Raw genomic sequence first — 18,265 nt, forward strand, 5'->3', positions numbered from 1 at the left:
TTTTTCATCTCGCCAGGCGTTCCGCCCCGAAACGTTCGTAAACGATGCTGCCGACCCGTCCGCAGAAGCGGCAGCCCGCCTCCCGGCCGGCCGGGCCGGCGGTGAGCGCCACGGCGACGATGGGACGCCCCGTGCGGTGGAAGAGGATCCCCGCATCGTGCTCGTGTTCCGGAAGCTCCCCCGTCTTGTGTGCCAGGAAGGCCTCCAGGTCGTCGGCATCGTCGAAGGGGATGCCGGACGCGAATTTGCTCACGTTCTTCTGGACCGACAGGAGGTCCAGCATGCGGCCGCCGCGCTGCGCCATGCGCACCAGCAGCTCCCCCGTCTCGCGGGCGCAGGTGTAGTTGTCGAGCCCCCGCCGGCGCGCTTCGAAGTCCAGCATCTTTCTCCCCAGGACCGTGTGCGCGCACCCCAGGTTTCGAATCGAGGCGTTGACGGCGTCGATCCCCAGGCGGTCGATCAGGATGTTCGCCGCCGTATTGTCGCTGACCGCAAGCATGAGGAGCGCCAAGTCGTCCAGGCGGAGCCGCGCCCCCGGCAGGGCGCGGTGCAGCACCCCGCCCTCGACCGCCGCCCCCGGGGAAAGCACGGCCTCCTCGGAGAGCGCCAGGTCCCCGGAATCGGCGCGCTCGAACAGGTGCCACAGGATAAAGAGCTTGATGAGGCTGGCCGAGTGGAGGCGCGTGTCCGCGTCGTACTCGAACCGTTCCCCGCCCGCGGTATCCAGGACGAAGACCGAGGCCCGTCCCGGGAAGTCCCGGCAGGACCGTTCCAGCTCCTCCGTCCAGCTTCCCGCTGCGCTCAAAGCAGATACCCCCGCAGCAGCGCATAGAGCGTGGTGAAGAGGACGATCAGCCAGCCGTTGCAGAGGACCGATTTCAGGTCGTCCGACCGCGCCAGTCCCATCTGCCCCTGCATGTCGCCCTCAGGAATGGCAAAGGAGGTCATCTGCGAGCCCACCAGCAGCACGATGACCCAGACGGTCATGGGGATGTTCATCGACTGCGCCAGGGTCAGGAACATCTTGTTCAGCACCTCGGCCTGGGCCACGGCGGCCCCGGGGACGCCGAAGACGCCCACCAGCGTCGTCATGGCGACGAAAGCGGCGCGGCTGCTCTCCTGAACGTAGGGCGCGAGGATCTGAGAGATGGCCTCGAAGGCCCCGGCGGCGGAGATGAAATTGATGAAGGGATCGAGAAGCACGAAGAAAAAGAAGAGCCAGACCAGGTTCTTCGCGCCCTCGCAGACCGACTCGATGATCTCGGTCACGCCGAGCCCTCCCGCGATGCCGGTGAGGAAGGCGGTGATCCCCATGATCGGCAGGACGAAGGTCGATCCGCCCTCGATGAGGATGCCGTACACGACCAGGACCACCATGGAAACGAGGAACACGACCGCGGCCCTCGACGCCACGCGCGGCTCCGCCGGATGCGCCGAGGCCTCCGTGCCGTCCGCCGCCTCATAGGCGTTCCGGCCCCGGTATCTTTTCTGCACCACACCGGCCCAGAGGAACGTGGTCACCCACATGATGACCGATACCGGGATCCCCGCGTTCAGGAGGACCTGAGGATAGGAGAGCCCCGTGAACTCCATCAGGGCCACCATGGGAGGCGTAAAGGGCCCGAGGAACAACCCCGTGGCCCCGGCTCCGTGCAGCAGCACGGCCATCGCGTTGGGGGTCACGCCCACGGAGGCCGCGATCGGGATCAGAATGGGGGCCAGGATCGCGTTCCCACCCGCCATGGTGCCCAGAAGGCTGACGATGACGACCGAGCAGATCATCACGACGGCAAAGGCCTTGCGCTCGGAATCGACCTTCATCCTGCTGGTCACCATCGTCACAAGGATATGGACGACCCCGGTGCGTTTCAGAACCTGCCCCAACCCGCCCCCCAGGAGGATGATCATCCCGATGTAGCCGAGGAAGGAGCCCAGCCCGCCCCTGATGCCCTGCGCGACCTCCATGATCCCGTGCCCGCCGATGATCGCGGCGGACACGATCCCGACGAGGACGGCGAAGATCTGCCCGAACCGGCTGAAGCAAAGCGCGATGTAAAGCAACAGGGGCACCAAGCCCCACAAGGACGGCGACGCCACAGTTTCCATAGACAATTCCCTCCCAAATAAAGTCGTGGGACGCCCCGGGAGGCGCTCCCCTCCGTTCCCGATGCGCTACTTCACTTTTGTATCGGCCCCTATCCCTTGACGCTCTCTCCCCATGCCACGCCCTCGACCGAATCGATGCCCAGGCCCGGGGCATCGTTCAATTCGAGGACGGCGCCGTCGTAGATCACCCCTCCCCTCACGGGATCGGACGCACAGAGGATGGGCGGGTCGAGGTCGTACTTGGTCACGACCCGGCGCGCCATGGCCAGGTGCGCCGCAGCCGTCACGGAGACCTTGCTCTCCATCATGGCGCCGATCATGCACTCCATCCCGGCGGACTCGGCCATCCCGCAGATCGTGAGGGCCCCCGAAAGGCCGCCGCTCTTCATCAGCTTGATGTTCAGCATATCCGCCGCACGCAGCGAAATCAGACGCAGGGCGTCCCGGGGGGAGTAGACGGACTCGTCCGCCAGGATCGCCGTCTCGACCGCATCGGTCACCCGCTTCAGCCCCTCGATGTCATGAGAGGCCACCGGCTGTTCCACCAGCTCGATATCCAGCCCCTCGTCCTCCATGTACCGGATGGTGCGTATCGCCTCCTTCGGCGTCCATCCCTGATTGGCATCGACCCGCAGCAGGATCTCGGGCCCCACGGCACGCCGCACGGCCCCGATCCGCTCCATATCCAGGCGGAAGTCGATGCCCACCTTGATCTTCAAGGCGTCGTAGCCGTCCCGCACGGCCTCGGCAGCGTCCCGCGCCATCTCCTCCGGCGCGTTCAGGCTGATGGTGTAGTCGGTCGTAAAGGTTCGCTTCGTCCCGCCCCAGAGGCGGTAGAGGGGCTGTCCGCAGAGTTTGCCCCAAAGGTCGTGCAGGGCGATGTCCGCGGCCGCCTTGGCCGAGGTGTTGCCCACCGCGGAGTGCGCGACAGCCGAGACGGCGTCCTGCAGCTCGCTCACGTCACGGCCGATCAGGGCTGGGGCGATGCGCGTGGCCAGGGTGCAGGTGATGGACCCGTCGGTATCGCCGGTAATGGCCGCCGTGGGAGGCGCCTCGCCGTAGCCGACGGCCCCCGTGTCCGAGACCAGGGCCACGATGTTCGTGGTCACGGTGTCGGTGCTGCGGAGCGCGGTCTTGAAAGGCTTTTTGAGGGGGATGGACAGCGTGCCCAGCCTCAGCTCGGTAATCCTCATGAACGATCCTCTCCTATGCGTATTCTCCTCCGAAAAACAAAAAACGGACTATTGTCCTGCCGCGTGGACAAGACCTTCGCCCGCTGATTTTGGCTCCTATGCACGAAAAAAAAGACGATACCCCTCCCCGAGCCCCGCCGAGGGCGGCGGCCTCTCCGCCGACGAGGAAAGCGGCTCGCAACAAAAATTTAATGCAGTAATTTATCTCACAGGTAGAAGTTTTTGTCAATGAAGATGATGTTGTTTGGTCGTTCTGTGGTAATGCAGCCGCGCTGTATATGGTGGTCCCCAACCAGAGGGGCACTAAATTATATTCGCTTCTTCCTCGAATCCGCTGTCTCGCCTCCGGGGAGCAGTATCATCATATTCGCAACCCGGCTGGGTAGACTCGGCCCTTTCTTCCGGCTGACTACTCGTCGTCCAGTTCGGACTCGACGATCGCCCCGGACTGGGCGTCCACGAGCACATCCATTTTCCTTCCATTGGCATCCTTATACTCCACCTCGTAGACCAGCCTCCCATCCTCCCAATCCAATCCCTCGGAAAGAATCTGTGCGTCGGGCCCCAGATTGGCCTGTTTCCTGACGATCGCGATGGCCTCATCCTCTGTGATCTTCACCATCCGTGCCTTTTCGCCTCGACCGTCGCCGGCAAACGTGGCAGCCGGCATCACGGCAGAGGCCAGCAAAAGCACAGCAATACCCGCCGCCGCAATTTTCTTCCCCTTCAAAGATACAGACAGTCTCCTCATCGTTCCATCCCGTTTCTCGTGTACTGTCCCATTCTCCATGTCTTTCATCCTCTCTTCCTCATCGAAAAATAAGGCAAATCAAAGAATCCTCGGACGTCGTTCCTTCCCCAATCCGCCTCTCCCGTTATACGCTTCACTCTTCGACCATCCGCCTCATCTCCCTCTTCGCAGACAAGGCCAACGAGGTCCTCTAAAAACATATAGCGAAAACCTGAATCTTTTCTGAACTTTTTCGCCTTCCGAGTATTATACCGGGCGGTAAAAAATAAACGCAGTCCTACGTCAAAGGACTGTGAAAAAGATCCCCGATGATGAACGGGCTGAAGGGTACGAATGGCCAAGGTCGGAGGGGATATCAGAGCAGCAGGACCAGCGTGCCCGCGACGACCGCCGCAAGGCCCCAGACGGCTTTCGAGGACAGCCTTTCATGGAGGACCAGGCGGGAGAAGGCGACCGTGACGAGGATGCTCAGCTTGTCGATGGGGACCACGACGCTGGCGGGACCGTCCTGCAGCGCCCTGTAATAGCAGAGCCAGGAGCCGCCCGTCGCCAGGCCCGACAGACAGATGAAGGCAAGCTCCCCTCTCGGGATCCCCCGGACCATGCTCCACTTCCCCGTGATCCCCACCATGCCCCAAGCGGCGGCCAGCACGACAGCCGTGCGTATCGCCGTGCCCAGGTTGGACTCCACACCGGAGATGCCGACCTTTCCCAGGACGGCCGTCAGGCCGGCGAACACGGCGGAGCCCACGGCGCAGGGAAGCCAGCCCATCCCCCCGTCCGGTCCGGGACTCACGTCCTTCCTCTCGATCATCAGAAACGTCCCCACGCCCATCATCACGATGCCCGCCGCCTTGACGGGGCCAATCCCCTCGTTCAGGAACAGGGACGCCATCACGATGGTCACGATCGTACTCGACTTGTCGACGGGGGTGACCTCGTTGACGGTTCCGAGTTGCAGGGCGCGAAAATAGCACAGCCAGGACGCGCCAGTCGCGAGGCCCGACAGCACCAGGAACAGCAGCGTCCTTCCGCCGATCCGGCCGATCTGCGACTGCGAACCGGCGACGAAAACCATCAGCAGCGAGAAGAGCAGGACGACGACGGTACGAATGGCCGTCGCGACGGTGGAATCCGTCCTCCGAACGCCGCACTTCGCCAGAACGGACGTCACCCCCGCGAAGAACGCCGAGGCGAACGCCAAGAGGATCCACACGGCCTCAGTCCGTATCGATCTCCTCGCGCTCCATCCCGTTCAGCATCGCGGCGATGTTCGTACTGAACAGGGGGAACGGATCGACGTACTGCCCCGCCAGACACAGGCCGTAGTGCAGATGCGGGCCCGTGATGCGCCCCGTCGCGCCGCTTTTCCCCACGATCTGGCCCTTCTTCACCCGATCGCCCTTCTTCACTCCGATCTCGCTCAGGTGAAAGAACACGCTGAGCACGCCGTTCCCGGAGTCCACGTAGATGCTCTTGCCGGCGTAGTAATGGTCGCCCGTCAGGACGACGGTCCCGGAGAACGGCGCCGCGACCGGGGTCCCCACCGCGGCCCGAAAATCCGTCCCGGCGTGGGGGCTCCGCGGCGTCCCGTTGTAGACGCGCCGAAACCCGTAGCTGCTGGTGACGACGCTGCGGATCGGGTACTGCGGCGGGGTCGACCAGAACCGCTTTACCGTCATCGTCCTCTTGGCCGCTGCGGCGAGCGCCGCCTCCCTCTTGATCCGAGGCTGATCGACCTTGGAGGGAAAGACCATCTTCGGGCTGACCTTGAGGTGCTCCTCGGGGTACTTCCGGGCCACGAGGCGCACCGTGCCCGTAACCCTGATCCTCTGCCCGTTCTGGATGAACTCGAAGACCAGCGGGTACTCGCCCGGCTTGATGTCGCGGACGTAGGAGCCCAGCAGGCCGTAGGAGACATAGCCCTCCCCGCCCTGTTCCACATCCAGCGAGACCGTCCGGCCCAGCCAGGTCACCGAGGGGTTCCGGTACTCCACGGCCGAGGAGAGGGACAGGGCGAATGCCTGCCCGACATCCCAGTTCGACGGAAAGGTCACGAACGCGCTGCCCCAGGCCGGGCAACAGAGCAGAAGCCAGAAAAGGATTCCCAGGCCCCACGAAGAACCCGGGAACCCCCTCTCGAGGTTTTTCATCCCCGCGCACCCGGACGGACTAGCGGCCGCCGGAGGCCAGGGCGCGCAGCAACCCCCGGATCAGCAGCGCCAGGGAACGCGACGACTCCGCCATCACCCGAAGCACTTCCTCCTCCGTAAGGTGCTCGTCCCCCATCCCCGAGGCCCTGTTCGCCACGCAGGAGAGCACGGCGGTCTCCATCCCCATGGCGTTCGCGACGACGACCTCGGGCACCGTGGACATGCCCACGAGGTCCGCCCCGAGGGTACGGGCCATGCGCACCTCCGCCGGCGTCTCGTAGGAGGGGCCCATGAAGGCCGCGTAAACCCCCCGCTTCAGGGTCAGGCCGGCCCCTGCCGCAGCCATATCCAGAAGCTCCAGGAGCCGCGGGCTGTAGGCGTGGGTCATGTCGGGAAAGCGCACGTTCCACCGCGGCTCGGAGGGCCCGACAAGGGGGTTGGCCCCCATCAGGTTGATGTGGTCCCGAACCGCGGCGATATCGCCCGGCACCAGCTCGGGGTTGACCCCGCCCGAGGCGTTCGTGGCCACGTACTGCCGAACACCCATCATCCCGAGCACCCGGACGGGAAAGGTAACCTCCCGCATGGAATAGCCCTCGTAACAGTGCACGCGGCCCTGCAGCAGGATTACCGGGCACCCCTCGAGCATCCCCATCACCACGCGTCCGGCGTGGCCGGGCGCCGTGGAGAGCGGCCATCCGGGGATCTCCGCCGCGGACAGGATGCGGGCATCCTCTACCTCGTCGGCGACGGCCCCCAGGCCGGACCCCAGGACCACGGCCGCGCGGGGCTTGAAGTCCCCGGCCGCACGGCACAGACAATCGAGCGCCTTCATGGCGCGGTCGTAACCGCACAGTTCATCGTCCATCATTCAAACAACACTCCTTCCGGCTCCATCAAAGGCCCTCGGGCCTGGAAAATCGACAGAAAAAGCAAAAAAGTCCCTCCTCACGCCCTGGGGTGAAAGCGGTCGTACTCCGTCCGCATCTCGCGGTCGAAGTGGGCGTAGACCTGCGTCGTCATGATCGACGCGTGCCCCAGCATCTCCTGGAGCGTCCGCATGTCCATCCCCCGGGCCAGCAGGTGCGTCGCGAAGCTGTGCCGCAGGATGTGCGGATACAGGCGGGACCGTGCGATGCCCGCCGCCGCGCCCCGGCGCCTCAGGATGCGCCAGAGGTCCTCGCGGCGCAGGGGACGGCCCAGGCGGGACAGGAACACGTGCCCGTCCCCGAGTCGGTTCAGGTCGTGACGCGCGGAGTCCAGGTAGAGCCGGACGCTCCGCGCCGCCGCCCCCAGAAAGGGAACGACCCGCGCCTTGCTCCCCTTGCCGAGGGTCCGCAGCAGCCGGGAGTCGAAGTCCAGGTCCGCGACCTCCAGCCCGCAGAGCTCGCTGGCCCTCAGGCCACAGCCATACCCCAGCTCGACGATGGCGAGGTCCCGCACGTCCAGAGGCCGCGGGCCGCGGCAGGCGTCCAGCAGACGTCCGATCTCCGCCTCGTTCAGGATGCGGGGCTCCTTCCGGGTCCTGCGGGGGAGCTCCGGCAGGGGCAGCTCCTCCTCGCTTCCCTCCTCCATCTCGACGAAGCGTATCCAGGAACGGATCGCCGCGACCGCGCGCTGCTGCGTCGAGCGGGCCTTGCCCTCGGCCGCGAGGCCCCGGCGGAAGGCGGCGACGTCGTCGAGGGAGGGCGGGTAGGGCGGGCATCCCGCCCCGTCGCAGAACCGGAGCCACTGGCGGAGGTCCGAGACGTAGCTCTCCGCGGTATGGGGGCTGCGGCCCCGTTCCGCCAGCAGATAGAGGCGGAATTGACCGACCCTGCTCTCAGCCGTGCGCCGGTCCAAGGGGGGCGCTCCGTCAGTCCTTCGCGAAGCGGTCGAAGATCGCGTCCACGTGCCGCAGGTAGAACCCGTTCTCGAAGAGGGCCTCGAGGCGTTCCGGCTCCACAAGTCCCTGGATGCGCCCGTCCCGCAGCAGCAGGTCCGGGAAACGCCCCTCGCCCCGGGCCGTGCGCATCGCGTTCTCCTGGACGACCGCATAGGCCGCCTCGCGCGAGAGGTTCAGCTCGTCGAGCAGGAAGGTCAGGACCCGCTGGCTGTAGACCAGGCCGCCCGTGAGGTCGATGTTCCCGCGGACCCGCGCCTCGTCCACGGTCAGGCCCCGCAGGATGTTCGTCATGTCGCGCAGCATGAAGTGGACGAGGTTGAAGGCGTCCGGCCACAGGACGCGCTCCGTCGAGGAGTGGCTGATGTCCCGCTCGTGCCAGAGGGCCACGTTCTCCATCCCCGTCTGGGCGCAGCCCCGCAGCAGGCGCGCCATGCCGCAGATGCGCTCGCACTTGATGGGGTTCCGCTTGTGGGGCATCGCACTCGAGCCCTTCTGTCCCCTGCCGAAGGGCTCGAAGGCCTCCCCGACCTCCGTGCGCTGGAGGTGCCGGACCTCGGTCGCCATCCGCTCCATCGCGCACCCCAGGAGGGCCAGCGCGTTCAGCACCTCGGCGTGCCGGTCCCGCTGGAGGATCTGGTTGGAGACCTCCGCGGGAGTCAGGCCCAAAAGCGCGCAGACCCGGACCTCGAGCTCCGGGGGACAGAGCGCGTAGGTCCCCACCGCACCCGATATCTTTCCGACCGCGATGTGCTGTTTCGCCAGCTCCAGACGCTCCAGGTCGCGCTTCAGCTCGGAATGCCAATTCAGGAACTTCAGGCCCAGGGTCGTCGGCTCCGCGTGGATTCCGTGCGTGCGCCCGATGCAGGGCAGATGCTTGTACCGCCGCGCCAGGTCCAGCACCGAGGCGTCCAGCTCCCGAGCCGCCGAAACCGTCAGCTCCAGGGAGTCCCGAAGCATGACGGAGCTCGCCGTATCCAGCACGTCGCTGCTCGTCAGGCCCAGGTGCAAATACCGCCCGTTCTCTCCGACGTTCTCCGCCACCGCGCTCACGAAGGCGACGACGTCGTGCTGGACCTCGCTCTCGATCTCCCGGACCCGCTCCACGGAGAAACGGGCCCCAGCCAGGATATCCCGCAGGGCGTCCTCCGGGATCCGGCCCAGTCCGCACCAGGCGCGGCAGACGGCCAGCTCCACGTCCAGCATGACGGAGAGGCGGTTCTCCTCGCTCCAAAGCCGGGCCATCTCCTTCGTCGTGTAGCGCTCGATCATTGGGAACCCTCCAATCGGGAAAAACTTACAGGAAAGTGCCGATTGAATCAGCGTTTCCTTAGAAACTTCATTCGGATGCCTTCATTCGGGGCTCCTTCGGGCTCCCCCCTGCCTCCGGCGGAGGTGCGCCGTCTCCGCCAGCCAGAGACGGCGGGTCTCCGTCAGGAACGCGTCGTAGCACCCGCCCCGGAAGTCGGGGAACGTGTAATCGAAGCTCCGCCAGCCGCCGAACCGGAAGCGCAGCGTCACCTCGGCGTAGATGCCGTCCCGAAGCCATATGCGGTGCGCATGGTCCTTCGTGGAGGCCAGCACGAGTCGGGCGCCGTCGACGTATCCGGGATCGACGTTGACCGCGCGCGGGGTCCGGCTCCGGGCCTCCAGGGCACAGGCCGCGCGTTTCCAGTCCGCAAGCCCCCCGGCATCCGCAAGCCCCCGAAAACAGATGAAGCGCCGCATCAGACACGGCGCGATGTCCCGGTAGTAGTCCGTCAGCGTAAAGGGTATGGGCTCGCCGATGAGGTCCGGCTCCCCCCAGAGGCGCTTCGCCTCGTCCAGGACCCAGGCGAAGCGCTCCGCCTCCGAGGCGGGGTAGAGCACCCCGGCGATGCGCTTCACCAAGGGCCCCGCGCCCCGAACCGGATCGCTCACGGCGTCCGTCCCCGCGTCCTCTCGCCGGCCCTCCGCGCCGCAGGCTGCCCTTCGCCCGAGGAGCTGCTTCCCTCCCCCGGTTCGTCGAGCACCCGCCCCGGGGCCAAAAGCCCCATCGTCTGCGGCCCGATGGCCTTCAGCACCTCGTCCTCCCGCTTGGGAGGCGAACGGCGCGCACGGGGCTTTTTGCGGGGAATCGGGGGAGCGTCCGGCTCCCCTCCGTCCGATGCCGCCGGCCCCTCCACGCAGAGCCAGCCCAGGAAACGCCCCTCCCACTCGCAGGGCCAGGCCTGGCCCGCGAACCCCTCGGGAAGGGCGTCCTCCTCGCGGTGCCATGTCCGCCCCTCCTTCTCGATGGAGGCGACCCAGGCCCGGCCGAGCCCGGCCCACCACGAGATGTCCTGAGCCTCCATCAGGTCCCCGGTGCAGTCCTCCAGGATGAAGATGTCCGGCTCCAGCCGGCGGAAGGCGAGAAAGCACGGAGGATCCCGCCCCTCGAGGTCGACGATGAACTCGTCCTTCTCGGGCAGATCCGCGACGCTCAGGCGCTCCAGGTCGGTCCCGAACATCAGGGCGGCGGTTCGGTTGATCCGCATCCGGCCCCTCGCGCAGAGGGCAAAGGGCAGCGGGGCCTCCCACCACTCGGGGAACTTCGGCTCCCACGGCGCGGCCGCCTCCGCAAGGGGAAGAACTCGGGCCCCGCGGCGCTCGACGAGGAGGGCTTGAGCCCCCTCGCCCTCCTCCCCGGGACCGACGGGGCGGATCAGCCCCTCGTCGGCCAGGCGCGGCAGGTCCCGGACGAGCGCCTCGGACTGTCCTCGCTCGATCAGGGCGACAAGCTGATCCTTGTGGAACACGAACGCCTGTTCGGAGCCGTCGGGCCACAGGGCCCCGTAGTCGAGAAGCAGGCGGTAGAGGGTGCGCAGCAGCACCAGGAGCGTCGAACCCGGCGACAGGGAGAGCAGGAGCTCCTCCGGGGAGTCGTTCATCGGGGGGTCCCGCCTTCCATCAGTGCGGCGGCGAACTCCCGGGGGTCGAAGGGACTGAGGTCGTCCGTCCCCTCGCCCAGGCCGATGTAGCGCACCGGGACCTTGAGCTTGCGGGCGATGGAGAGGACCACCCCGCCCTTGGCCGTGTTGTCGTACTTGGTCAGGATGACGGCGGAGAGGGGCAGCATCGCGTTGAAGGTCTCGGCCTGCGCCACGGAGTTCTGGCCCAGCACGGAGTCCAGGACGAGGACGGTCCGAAGCCGCTCGCTCCCCGCCTCCCGCTCGAGGACGCGGTGAATCTTGCGGAGCTCCTCCATGAGGTTGTGTTTTGCGTGCAGACGCCCCGCCGTGTCCACAATCAGGACGTCGGCATCCGAGGACCGGGCGGCCTGCCAGGCGTCGAAGGCCACGGCCGCCGGATCGCTGCCCTGACTCTGGGCGACGACCCGCACCCCGGCGCGCTCGCCCCAGACCTGAAGCTGCTCGATGGCCGCGGCCCGGAAGGTGTCCGCCGCCGCCATGACGACGCGCTTTCCCCGCTTCAGGAACTGCGCGGCGAGCTTGCCCGCCGAGGTCGTCTTTCCGCTCCCGTTGATGCCGACCATCAGGAGGACCAGGGGCACGCCGCCCTCACCCGGCTCGAAGGGCTGCCCCATCCCGGGGACGGAGAGCAGCTCCTCGGAGATCAGCGACACGAAAACGTCCTTCAGGGCCTCCGGTGAGGAGATCCCTCGTTGTTTCGCCTCCCGCCTGAGGGCAGAGGTCAGCTCCTCCGAGAACTCCGCGCCGACGTCCCCCGCGATCAGGCGCTCCTCGAGCTCCTCCCAGAAAGCATCGTCGAAGGCGGCCCCCGAGAAGAGCGAGGCGATCCCCCCGCTCCAGCGTTCCTTGACCCCCCTGAGGCTGTCCTTCAAGCTCGCGAAAAATGCCATTCATGCCTCCCCTTTCCCCGTATCCCCGCCGCCATCCTGACGCTCTCGGGGACGCCGATCCGGCCGGCGCCGCCGCCTCGGGCGGCCCGACTCCTCCCCGCGGGACTCATCGCCGCCCGGCGGCTCGTTCCCCGTCCCCGGCCTGTCCTGACGTTCCGGCCGGCGGCGAGGGGGTCGATTGGGCCTGGTCCCCTTCTCCTCCGCCCCCTCGACCGCCGGGGACGCCGACGGGCCCTGGGCCGGAGCGTCGCCACGGGCGGCCCCTCCGCTCTTGCGCCGCCGCCGCTTCTTCGGCGCGGCGCTCTGCTCTCCGTTCCCGGGGGCCTCCCGCTCCGCGGACTCGGGCAGGTCGGACACGGGACGGCCGGGCTCCCGCCCCGCAATGCTCGCCAGATGTTCGTCCAGGGATACCTTCTCCGGCTTGCCCCGGCGGTCCATCGGACGGGAAGCCGCCGGACGGGTCTCCGTCCTCCCGGCTCCGGTATCCTTCCTGGCCCCCGCCCCCCGCCTCTGTGCTCCGGGAGCGAACCGCGGGGCCGCAGCCAAAGCCGCGGCCTCGCCCCCCCAGTCCTGCCCCTGCAGAACTGCCTCCCTGAAATCCGGGAACTCCGCGATGGAGACCGGGACGAGGTGCCCGTTGGGGAATCGCACCCGGACGGACTCCGAGGCGAGGTCCACGCTGTCGAGGACGTAGGTCCCATTCTCCGTTCTGATCTTGGCCCCCGGGCTGGGCAGGGACTTCCAGAGCGCGCTGTAGAGGGGGTGCTCATAGGCCATGCAGCACATCAGACGCCCGCAGATGCCGGATATCTTCGTCGGGTTCAGGGCCAGGTTCTGCTCCTTGACCATGCGGATGCAGATGGGTGTGAACCGGTGCAGCCAATAGCTGCAGCAGCAGGGCCTGCCGCAGGGCCCGATGCCGCTCACGACGCGGGCCTCGTCCCGGACGCCGATCTGCCGCATCTCGATGCGGGTCCGGAACTCCCTGGCGAGGTCGCGGACGTAGCCGCGGAAGTCGACGCGCTGCTCCGAGGTGAAGTAGAAGAAGAGCTTCTTGCGGTCCAGAAGAAACTCGACGTCCACCAGCTTCATCTGGAGCCCGTGGGAGACCAGGATCTCCCGGCTGCGCAGCAGGACCGAATCTTCGTCGCCCCGGCACCGGTAATACTCCTCGATCCGATCGGCATCCGCGTTCCCTACGTACTCGACCTCCTGCAGCATGGGCTCCGGGCCGCGGGTATGCTCCCCGCTGCCGTCCTCGATGCAGGACGCGCGGTACTTCGCCTCCTGTTCCTGGGAGAGGGGGCCTCCCAGAAGCCCCATCTCCAGGCCCCTGACCGTTCGGATAAGGATCCATCGGGTCTCCGACGCGGCGTCATCGGGAACCTCGGCCAGGCCAAGGTAACGCAGCTTACCGAAAGTCGCCAAATAAATGCTCAAAAGGAAGTTCCTCCCTGAGTGCCAAAGTCAAAAGATCGCAGAGCGCCGGGACGGAGAGCTTCCCCGCCTCGGCAATCACCCTGAGCCGGTCGATCCGCGCGGCGCGCTCCACGTCCCCCGATCGGAACGCGTGGGCCGCCCACGACGCCAGGTCCGCGGCGATCCCCGCCGCGTCCTTCGCCCCCTCCACCCAGCGCAGCCACTCCACCCCGCCCCGGGGCGGCGGTGCGGCCAGGACCTCCATCGGTCCGGCCAGCACCGTGAAACGGGCCCGGCTGCGCAGCGTGGGCAGCAGGGCGCACCCCTCCAGAAGAAAGAGGATGCAGGCGTGGGATGGGGGCTCCTCGGCCAGCTTCAGCAGGCTGTTCGCCGCGGGCAGGAGCAGCCGGTCGGCCGCCATCACGACGCCAAGGCGCCGCACGGCGAGAACCGGCTTGAGGGCCAGGTCCTGAATCAGCGACCGGCAGACCTCGATATTGGGGGCCTTCCCAGCCTCCCCCGCGACGAGCAGGTCCGGATGCCCCTCCCCGACCGGTCCTCCGTCGGGCCTGCCGGAGAGATAAAGCCCGGCCAGGGCCTCCAGGAGCGCTCCATGCCACGCGGCCGGCGCGGAGACCGCCCGGCAGTGCGGCACGTCCCCCGCCTCGAACTCCCTCACCAGGGCACGCCAGGACGGAAGCCCCGAGAAGGGGGCGGGCGTCACAGGAGAAGCGACACCAGGCATCCCTTGATCTCCTCCAGCAGAGCTATCGCCCGGCTCCGGTCCCCCTCCCTGCGGAAGGCGTCCTCGAGCTCCTCCATAGCGGACTCGGCCCGTTCCAGGGTGACGAACATCGTGCGGTCGGTCTTGCGCCAGCGGAGGTCGCGCCTGAGGCTGAAGCCCTTCATGGCCCGCCGGAGCAGTTCCGTCAGGATCGACCGGTACTCCGAGATCAGGCGCTCGGCCGGAAAGACCGAGAGCCTGGCCGCAACGGCGTCGAGTCGGTCCAGGAGCGCGCGGACCTCCGTCTCCTCCATGGCCAGGGCGAAGGACGGCCCGGCGGAGACCGTCCCCGGCACCGCAGGATGGCGTCCGCCGCCCCCGGCGCCGTACTCCACCCTGCCCTTCGTCCCCTCCCCGCTCCTCTTAACCCGCACGGAGCCGTTCCTCCAAGGGGTTCAGGAGGGCCGATTCGATCCGGGCCCCGACCTCGTCCTCCGTGCCGGCGGCATCCACGGCGACGATCCGCTCCGGGCTGCGCCGGGCCAGCTCCCGGTACCCCTCGGCGACGCGCGCCATGAACGCGCTCCCTGCGGACTCGATGCGGTCGGCGCCGCCCCGGCCCCCCAGGCGGCGCTCCGCCGTCCCGGCGTCGATATCCAGCAGCACCGTCAGGTCGGGCGCGAGAAAGCCGCAGGACGCGATCAGCGAGGCGACGAACGCCTCGGACAGGCCCCGGCCCCAGACCTGATAGGCCAGGGTGGAGTCCGAGTAGCGCTCGCACAGGACGATCCGCCCCTCGGAGAGCGCGGGCAGCACGACGGAGGCCAGGTGCCCGCTGCGGTCCGCCAGGAAGAGCAGCAGCTCCGTGCGGTCGTCCGGGACGTCCCCGGCCAGGATCAGGGAGCGCAGCGCTCCGCCGCCCCAGCCCCCGGGCTCGAACGTGCGCAGCACCCCGCGCCCCGTCCGCGCCTCGAGCCAGTCGGCCAGGCGGGCGGCCTGCGTGCTCTTTCCGCAGCCGTCAAGCCCCTCTATCGTGATAAAGAGCCCGCGCGTGACGCAGAGCCCGCGGCCCCTCATTGTTCCCCCTCGTCCTCCCCCTTCACCGTAATCAGACGCTTCATCATCCCGTCGACGAAGTAGTCCGAGCGCGATATCCTCAGGGTCCCCTCCCGGATCCTTCGGGCCTTCGTCTCGCTCAGGAACTCCCGTTCCTCGGGCAGCAGGTCGGAGGAACCACCGCGGCGGTCATCGCTGCGGGGGCCATCCTTGGCGGCCTTGATGACGTTGGGGTCGCAGAGCAGCTCCAGGACCAGCTCGTTGTTGGCGTCCATGGCCCCGACCTCCGTCAGCATCCGGTCCAGGCTGTCGATGGACTTCCAGCCTCCCTCCAGCGCCAGCTGGGGCAGGGAGTTGATCCCGCCGCCGCGGACCAGGAGCTCGCACGTCCCGGACGCCTCCTTCGGCACGGTGAGGGTGAAGCTCTTGTGCACGGGCCGTTTGCGCCAGGGGCGCAGCGTCACCCCGACGTTCAGGGTGTCGCCGGGCTGCGCGTCGGAGGAGACGTTCACGTCCTCGATGAACAGGACCCTGGGCTCCTCCGTGGCCTCGACCTCGAGACGGAACCCGATGGGCATCCCGTCCGCGAAGGGCTGGAGCAGGAAGAGGTCCCATATCCTCGCGGCCTCGCGGAGCGCCGCCGAGGAGACGTCGTCCTCGGAGAAGAATACGTTTTTCCGGGCCCATCCCCTGTCCACCCCCCGGCCGTCGATGCGCAGGTTCACGGTCATGGTGCCCTGCCCCCTGCGCCGCCAGATGTCGTCCATCAGGCCGGAGAAAACTCCCTGCAGCAGGCGTCCCCCCAAAAAGGCATCCGGGACGACGCGGAAGTTCCGGACCGTCCGCAGCCCTCCCTGATCGGCGTCCGTGAAGGCCAGGGCGGCGGAGACCGATGGGGTGAAGAAATCCGTCCTGCCGCCGATGCCCGCGGCCCGGTCCTGAGTCACCGTGCCGACGAGCGAGACGGGGCTCGCGAGCTTGAACGGAAAGGCCTGGCTGGGAATCGTCTCGTGGATGCGGGCCCGGGCCGCAGGAAAGTTCACGGCCCCGCGCTCCAGGAAGGGATGCCCGAAGGCCAGAAAACGCCCGTCCCTGGCGGTCGCCGTGACGGTTCCCGTTGCGCCGACCTCGACGTCCCCCCAGACCAGGAGGGCCGCCACGGCCTCCCCGGGCGAGAGCCTGCCCGGCACGACCTCCAGGGCCTTCGAGGCGCCGGCTGGAGTGGGCTCCACGGCGACGCCCAGGACATGGGCCAGGCGCTCCGCGGACCTCCCATCGAGCCCCGCCACCGAGAGCGGTGCGACGGAGCCCGATCCGCGCGGCGAGGGCCCCCTGCCCAATGGACGCGCGGGCCTGTCGGGACGGGAGAAGACCGCGCACATGTCCTCGATGGGCGTGACCAGCGCCAGATTGTGATCGCTGAAGCTCCATCCGCTCCCCACGGCCCCGGCCAGCCTGCCCCCGATGTAGACCGGGGACCCGCTCATTCCCTGGGCCACGCCCCCCACCCGATTGTTCGCCGACGGCAGGAGGCGGACCAGGATGGAACGGCTCACCTCCCCTTTCTGGGGGACGACGTCCACGACCTCCAGGGGCAGGCGCTCCGGGCGCGTCCCCCTGAGGACCGTGAGCAGATAGCCCCTCATCCCGGCCCTCAACGCTCCCGCGGAGACGATCGGCTGCTCGGGGACGAAGGGGACGAGGGGCTTGGGGATTTCAACGGGCGCGGTCCGGGGGGCCTCCCCAAATGCCGGGCTCCAGGCCCACGAGCAGGCACAGGCGCAGAGCAGGACGGCGGCAAGGCGCCGTATCGAAAGACCATTCAAGAGACAACAACTCCATCCCAATTCAGATAAACGAACGACGGGGATCGCCGGCCGTGCCGGCCCCCGAACGGCTACGCGTCCCTTTCGCCCCGCGCGTGCCAGCGCAGGTAGCCCATGATGAAATCGTTCAGGTCCCCGTCCAGGACGGCCTGGACGTTGCCCTTCTCGACCCCGGTGCGGTGGTCCTTGGCCAGGGTGTAGGGATGCAGCACGTAGGAACGGATCTGGCTGCCCCACGTGCTCTCCTTCTTGTCCCCGACCACGGAGGCCAGCTCGTCCTGACGCTCCTGCAGCGCCAGCTCGTAGAGCTTGCTCCGCAGCACGTGCATCGCCACTTGGCGGTTCATGTGCTGGGACCGCTCGTTCTGGCAGCTGACCACGATCCCCGTCGGAATATGGGTAATGCGGACGGCGGAGTCCGTCCGGTTGACGTACTGCCCGCCCGCGCCGCTGGCCCGGAAGGTATCCACCCGCAGGTCCTCGGGGCGCACCTCCACGTCCACATCGTCGGGGAACTCCGGCGACACCCCCACCGACGCGAAGCTGGTGTGCCGCCGATGCGCGGAGTCGAACGGCGAGATGCGCACCAGGCGGTGCACTCCCTTCTCCGCCTTCAGAAAGCCGTAGGCGTGGTCGCCCTCCACCATCACCGTGGCGCTCTTGATCCCCGCCTCCTCGTCGGACGCGGCCTCCAGCACCGTGGCCTTCAATCCCTCGCGCTCCGCGTAGCGCAGGTACATCCTGAGCAGCATCTCCGCCCAGTCCTGGGAGTCCAGCCCTCCGGACCCGGCGTGCACCGTCAGGATAGCGTTGGACGTATCGTAGTCCTCGTCCAGCAGGATCAGGAGCTTGTGGCGCTCCAGCGCCCGGCGCAGCTCCTCCGCGCGCCGCTCGAACTCCCCCTGGAGCTCGGCGTCGTCGCCCTCCCGCAACATCTCCTCCAGGACCTCCAGGTCATCCAGCTCGGACGCGACCTTCTCCCACTCCGAGAGACGCCCGTTGACCGACGAGAGCTCCTTCAGGACGTCCTGGTTCCCCTCGCGAGACCAGAAGTCCGGGGCCGAGGTCGCCCGCTCCAGCTCATTCGCCCGTCCTCTCAGCGCAGGCAGGTCAAAGGCTGTCCTGCAGTTCCCGCTTCAGGGCCCGCAGTTCCTCCAATACCGACACGTTCGCGACAATCATATCCATTCCTCCAAAGCTGGGGCGGACCTCCGCCCGTTTAGGGATATAGGGAAACGCTGATTTAATCCATGAAGCACCCCGGTGGTACCCCAGCTTGCCTGTTTTGAGGAAAAAGCTTGCCGGGGCCGCCGC

Annotated in this window: 19 protein-coding genes; all 19 read right to left on the minus strand. The window is 67.6% G+C overall.

Annotated elements, in window-relative coordinates:
• Window positions 1-4: 4 nt before the first annotated feature.
• The gene (locus Q0176_RS08240) at window positions 5-805 is read right to left on the minus strand and encodes a serine hydrolase (protein WP_299301385.1); all 801 of its coding nucleotides are present in this window, start codon (window positions 803-805) and stop codon (window positions 5-7) included.
• Entirely contained in the window at window positions 802-2,106 is a 1,305-nt protein-coding gene (locus Q0176_RS08245) for a Na+/H+ antiporter NhaC family protein (protein ID WP_299301388.1), read from the minus strand. The genes Q0176_RS08240 and Q0176_RS08245 overlap by 4 nt, the downstream gene beginning before the upstream one ends.
• Before the next feature lie 89 nt (window positions 2,107-2,195).
• The gene (locus Q0176_RS08250; protein WP_299301391.1) at window positions 2,196-3,299 is read right to left on the minus strand and encodes a dipeptide epimerase; all 1,104 of its coding nucleotides are present in this window, start codon (window positions 3,297-3,299) and stop codon (window positions 2,196-2,198) included.
• Between the two features lie 409 nt (window positions 3,300-3,708).
• A complete protein-coding gene (locus Q0176_RS08255) occupies window positions 3,709-4,098 on the minus strand; it encodes a PepSY domain-containing protein (RefSeq protein ID WP_299301394.1) in 390 nt (129 codons plus the stop codon).
• A gap of 307 nt (window positions 4,099-4,405) precedes the next feature.
• Window positions 4,406-5,266, minus strand: coding sequence for an EamA family transporter (locus Q0176_RS08260; protein ID WP_299301397.1), 861 nt, complete (start codon window positions 5,264-5,266; stop codon window positions 4,406-4,408).
• 4 nt (window positions 5,267-5,270) lie between these two features.
• Window positions 5,271-6,203 carry a M23 family metallopeptidase gene (locus Q0176_RS08265; RefSeq protein WP_299301400.1) on the minus strand — a complete coding sequence of 311 codons (933 nt, stop codon included), beginning with the start codon at window positions 6,201-6,203 and terminating at the stop codon, window positions 5,271-5,273.
• Between the two features lie 19 nt (window positions 6,204-6,222).
• On the minus strand, window positions 6,223-7,074 hold the full coding sequence (locus Q0176_RS08270; protein ID WP_299301403.1) for a purine-nucleoside phosphorylase: 852 nt from the start codon (window positions 7,072-7,074) through the stop codon (window positions 6,223-6,225).
• A 77-nt stretch (window positions 7,075-7,151) separates the two neighbouring features.
• Window positions 7,152-8,045 carry a tyrosine-type recombinase/integrase gene (locus Q0176_RS08275; protein WP_299301406.1) on the minus strand — a complete coding sequence of 298 codons (894 nt, stop codon included), beginning with the start codon at window positions 8,043-8,045 and terminating at the stop codon, window positions 7,152-7,154.
• Between the two features lie 13 nt (window positions 8,046-8,058).
• Window positions 8,059-9,357, minus strand: coding sequence for an adenylosuccinate lyase (purB, locus tag Q0176_RS08280; protein WP_299301409.1), 1,299 nt, complete (start codon window positions 9,355-9,357; stop codon window positions 8,059-8,061).
• An 81-nt stretch (window positions 9,358-9,438) separates the two neighbouring features.
• The gene (locus tag Q0176_RS08285; RefSeq protein WP_299301412.1) at window positions 9,439-10,005 is read right to left on the minus strand and encodes a DUF4416 family protein; all 567 of its coding nucleotides are present in this window, start codon (window positions 10,003-10,005) and stop codon (window positions 9,439-9,441) included.
• Entirely contained in the window at window positions 10,002-10,994 is a 993-nt protein-coding gene (locus Q0176_RS08290) for a hypothetical protein (protein WP_299301415.1), read from the minus strand. The genes Q0176_RS08285 and Q0176_RS08290 overlap by 4 nt, the downstream gene beginning before the upstream one ends.
• Complete coding sequence (gene ftsY, locus Q0176_RS08295) at window positions 10,991-11,926, minus strand: signal recognition particle-docking protein FtsY (protein WP_299301418.1); 936 nt, start codon at window positions 11,924-11,926, stop codon at window positions 10,991-10,993. The genes Q0176_RS08290 and ftsY overlap by 4 nt, the downstream gene beginning before the upstream one ends.
• Window positions 11,927-13,366 (minus strand): regulatory iron-sulfur-containing complex subunit RicT, encoded by a 1,440-nt coding sequence (gene ricT, locus Q0176_RS08300; protein ID WP_366797379.1) that lies wholly within the window; start codon window positions 13,364-13,366, stop codon window positions 11,927-11,929.
• Window positions 13,338-14,090, minus strand: coding sequence for a hypothetical protein (locus Q0176_RS08305; RefSeq protein WP_299301421.1), 753 nt, complete (start codon window positions 14,088-14,090; stop codon window positions 13,338-13,340). Before Q0176_RS08305 ends, ricT begins: the two co-directional genes overlap by 29 nt.
• Window positions 14,066-14,503 carry a DUF327 domain-containing protein gene (locus Q0176_RS08310; RefSeq protein WP_299301424.1) on the minus strand — a complete coding sequence of 146 codons (438 nt, stop codon included), beginning with the start codon at window positions 14,501-14,503 and terminating at the stop codon, window positions 14,066-14,068. The genes Q0176_RS08305 and Q0176_RS08310 overlap by 25 nt, the downstream gene beginning before the upstream one ends.
• Window positions 14,493-15,146 (minus strand): dTMP kinase, encoded by a 654-nt coding sequence (tmk, locus tag Q0176_RS08315; RefSeq protein ID WP_299301427.1) that lies wholly within the window; start codon window positions 15,144-15,146, stop codon window positions 14,493-14,495. The genes Q0176_RS08310 and tmk overlap by 11 nt, the downstream gene beginning before the upstream one ends.
• Entirely contained in the window at window positions 15,143-16,951 is a 1,809-nt protein-coding gene (locus tag Q0176_RS08320; RefSeq protein WP_299301430.1) for a SpoIVB peptidase S55 domain-containing protein, read from the minus strand. The genes tmk and Q0176_RS08320 overlap by 4 nt, the downstream gene beginning before the upstream one ends.
• A gap of 71 nt (window positions 16,952-17,022) precedes the next feature.
• Window positions 17,023-18,133, minus strand: a protein-coding gene (gene prfB / locus Q0176_RS08325; RefSeq protein WP_299301432.1) for a peptide chain release factor 2 whose coding sequence is annotated in 2 segments (ribosomal slippage) — window positions 17,023-18,063 and window positions 18,065-18,133 — 1,110 coding nt in all. Because the reading frame shifts where the segments join, the coding sequence is not laid out codon by codon here.
• The coding region (locus Q0176_RS08330) for a hypothetical protein (protein ID WP_299301438.1) at window positions 18,062-18,265 on the minus strand (204 nt) is incomplete at its 5' end. The genes Q0176_RS08330 and prfB, both read right to left, overlap by 72 nt.

It is taken from the genome of uncultured Fretibacterium sp., assembly GCF_938040765.1.
Lineage (GTDB): Bacteria > Synergistota > Synergistia > Synergistales > Aminobacteriaceae > CAJPSE01.